The organism is Polaromonas sp. P3_C2 (genome assembly GCF_056402675.1).
In genome coordinates this window covers 1-2,992 of record NZ_JBFUGX010000517.1, presented here as the reverse complement: position 1 = coordinate 2,992, position 2,992 = coordinate 1, and the positions used below count along the sequence as shown (strand labels likewise).

General features: G+C 56.8%; 3 protein-coding genes. All 3 read left to right on the top strand.

From position 1 onward, the window contains the following. Positions 1 to 758 precede the first annotated feature (758 nt). Genes AC1DWI_RS18180 through AC1DWI_RS18170 form a run of 3 tightly spaced genes read left to right on the top strand, consistent with a single transcriptional unit; the run spans position 759 to position 2,977 of the window. Complete coding sequence (locus AC1DWI_RS18180) at positions 759 to 1,991, top strand: RtcB family protein (RefSeq protein ID WP_477668136.1); 1,233 nt, start codon at positions 759 to 761, stop codon at positions 1,989 to 1,991. Between the two features lie 5 nt (positions 1,992 to 1,996). Next, positions 1,997 to 2,551 (top strand): hypothetical protein, encoded by a 555-nt coding sequence (locus AC1DWI_RS18175; RefSeq protein WP_477668135.1) that lies wholly within the window; start codon positions 1,997 to 1,999, stop codon positions 2,549 to 2,551. A 30-nt stretch (positions 2,552 to 2,581) separates the two neighbouring features. Further along, positions 2,582 to 2,977: a zinc-ribbon domain containing protein gene (locus AC1DWI_RS18170; protein ID WP_477668134.1), complete on the top strand. Its 396-nt coding sequence runs from the start codon at positions 2,582 to 2,584 to the stop codon at positions 2,975 to 2,977. The last annotated feature ends 15 nt before the right edge of the window (positions 2,978 to 2,992 follow it).

Genomic DNA, 2,992 nt, shown 5'->3' with positions numbered 1-2,992 from the left:
GCCTTACGCCCACACGCAGGCGCTCGAACGGCCTGACATCCTGAACATCGGCGGTTTTACCGATGAGGTGTTCAAGGTACTGGCCTTGTTTGCCGCGGGAGCGTTGGGAGCCGACCACTGGGTCGGATTGATAGACGAGCTGGCTTTGTAAGCCATGACTCGATGTGTTGAGCGTCGTCGCCTGAGGAATGCCGGTGTGATTACATCCAAACTGTTTTTATCACACCAACTGTTAGTCCTCAGGCGGGGCCTTTTTTAAAGATGGACAAGAGGGTTTTCAAAAGCACGAATGCTGGCGGGATTACATTGGATATAGCCGGTTCGACTCTGGCCATGTGCATCACAGGAAACTGAATGCACATGAAAATCTCACCGATCTTGTCGTGTTTTTGAAAGCTCTTGAAGAGAGAGCAAAAAGTTTTGATTGCCAGCGGCAAATGCGATTGGAATTACAGCACTGTTAATGCCGAGGTCGCGGGTTCGAATCCCGCCGGTGCTGCAATGGGCTTGTGCCCGAGCCCATTGCAGCACCGTAGCTCAGTCTGGTAGAGCACGTATCCATTTCAACAATTTTGTTGCTGCTGGTGATCAAAAAGGTTTTGGATGAATGCCCGTGAAATTACAGGTAGACGCGGCGTGCAAACGCTCTCTTGCTGAAAGGCGCGGGGTCTGGGTTCAAACCCCAGCTTGGCAACAAGTGGCGAAATTTCATTTCACAAGCTCTAGTCATCCGTTTTATTGAAAAAGGAAGAACAACAATGAACTACCAACAACATGAAGTTCCCGGCGGTGTGCCGGTAAAGATGTGGACCAACGGCGTGCCGGTGGAAGCCCAGGCCCTGAAGCAGCTGGAGAACTCCGCGCGCCTGCCCATCGTGTTCAAGCACGTGGCCGTGATGCCCGACGTGCACTACGGCCTGGGCGCAACCATCGGCAGCGTGATCCCGACCTTCAAGGCAATCATTCCGGCGGCCGTCGGTGTGGATATCGGCTGCGGCATGATGGCCTGCAAGACCACGCTGCGCGCCGAAGACCTGCCTGACAACCTGGGCCCGCTACGCACGGAGATCGAAAAAGCCGTACCGCACGGCTCGGCGCCCAAGACCTACCGCAGGAATGGTTCGGTGCGCGAGGTCGGCGCCTGGACGAACCCGCCCAGCGCGGCAGATGCGGCCTGGGGCCAGCTGGTCGATGAGTTCGAGGCTATCTGCCTGGACTACCCGCGCCTGAAGAACACCAACAACCACCGCCACATGGGAACCCTGGGCGGCGGCAACCACTTTGTCGAGGTGTGCCTCGACGAAAGCGGCGGGGTCTGGATCATGCTGCACAGTGGTTCGCGCGGGGTGGGTAACGCCATCGGCACGCACTTCATCGAGCTCGCGAAGAAAGACGCCGAGCTGCACCAGCGCAACCTGCCGGACAAAGACCTGGCCTATCTTGAAGAAGGTTCGCAGTACTTTGGCGACTATGTGCGCGGTGTGGGATGGGCGCAAAAATTTGCGCGCCTGAACCGCGAGGTGATGATGCAGGCCGCCATTGGCGCGTTGCGCAAGGTGATCAGCAAGCCGTTTGAGACGCACGTGGAGGCGGTGAACTGCCACCACAACTATGTGCAGAAGGAAACGCACTTTGGGCAAGAGGTGTTTGTGACCCGCAAGGGCGCCGTGAGCGCGAAGGCGGGAGAGCTCGGGATCATTCCCGGCAGCATGGGCGCCAAAAGTTTCATCGTGCGCGGCAAGGGCAACCCCGACAGCTTTATGAGCTGCAGCCACGGGGCCGGCCGCACCATGAGCCGTACGCAGGCCAAAAAGCTGTTTACGGTCGAAGACCAGATCAAGGCTACCCAAGGCGTGGAATGCCGTAAGGACGCGGAGGTGATCGACGAGATTCCGATGGCCTACAAGGACATCGACGCCGTGATGCTGGCCCAGAGCGATCTGGTGGAAGTGGTGTACACGTTGAAGCAGGTGGTGTGTGTGAAGGGGTAAGGAATATGAGTCAAACATCGAGTAGCTATCTGGTGGAATTGGTGAGCCCCGCGATAGCTGAATTGCGGACCGAGCTAATCCGAGCGCGTTGCGCATTTCAGTTCAACGTCTTTCAGGTGGAGCCCTATCGGTATTCGGAGGATTTGCACAAAGCAGCACTGGCGATGGCCTTTCAAGAAATTGACATAAAGGCTGACATCCAGAGTGCAAAAAGCAAGACCCTGCTGCCCGGTGAGTTTGACGCGCTTGTAACAACGCGGGGGTTGCCTGAGATCCACCCCCCGTTGTTTCACGCCTTTCGTGATCCACCTTACGGCACCAGTTGGACAGATTCCGACGCTCAAGAGAATTTCGTGAAGTGGCTGAAGCTTCTGGGGGCGGATCGGACAAATAACCTATGCGTTTTGGATTGGGTTGGTGACCCTGATCAGAATCCAGGGCGCAGTGGGTGGAGTACCTACTTTGATTCCGGCAAGGAGTGGTGGGGAATTTGGTGTCTCACAATCTGGAACCCGGCTCGCAACACCATTTCCGTCCTTGTGGCGAGTCAAACAGATTGAAATGGGGTGAGCCCCGCAAAAGGACGTGTGATGAAGAGCGGAAAGCAAAGGCGGGAGGAGATCAAGGCCAAGCGCCTGGCACGCCTGAGCGCGGCGCGGGCACCCAACCCCTTTATTTCAACCAGGTCAGTGCCTTTGGGCGCTGTGGCGGCGGACCACGCGCAACTGGCGCATAACACCACCTGGAGTTTGTTGCCCTCGTTCTACATCGACACGCCCTTTGTCTGCAAGGACTGCGGTGCGCACGAGGTGTGGACGGCAAAGCAGCAGAAGTGGTGGTATGAAATCGCCAAGGGTCGTATTGAAAGCTGCGCGGTGCGCTGCCGTCCTTGCCGTCTGTTGGAGCGTGCGCGAGTGGAAGAGGCGCGGCGCGTGAGCCAGGCGGGCTTGGCTTTGAAGATAGAAAAGAAGAACAATGAAAATTGAAGTAAAAAACATAAT

What these genes read in the sequence shown, in the direction of transcription:
- AC1DWI_RS18175 (WP_477668135.1), top strand. Translation starts at nt 1,997, where the DNA reads ATGAGTCAAACATCGAGTAGCTATCTGGTGGAATTGGTGAGCCCCGCG.
- AC1DWI_RS18170 (WP_477668134.1), top strand. Translation starts at nt 2,582, where the DNA reads ATGAAGAGCGGAAAGCAAAGGCGGGAGGAGATCAAGGCCAAGCGCCTG.
- AC1DWI_RS18180 (WP_477668136.1), top strand. Translation starts at nt 759, where the DNA reads ATGAACTACCAACAACATGAAGTTCCCGGCGGTGTGCCGGTAAAGATG.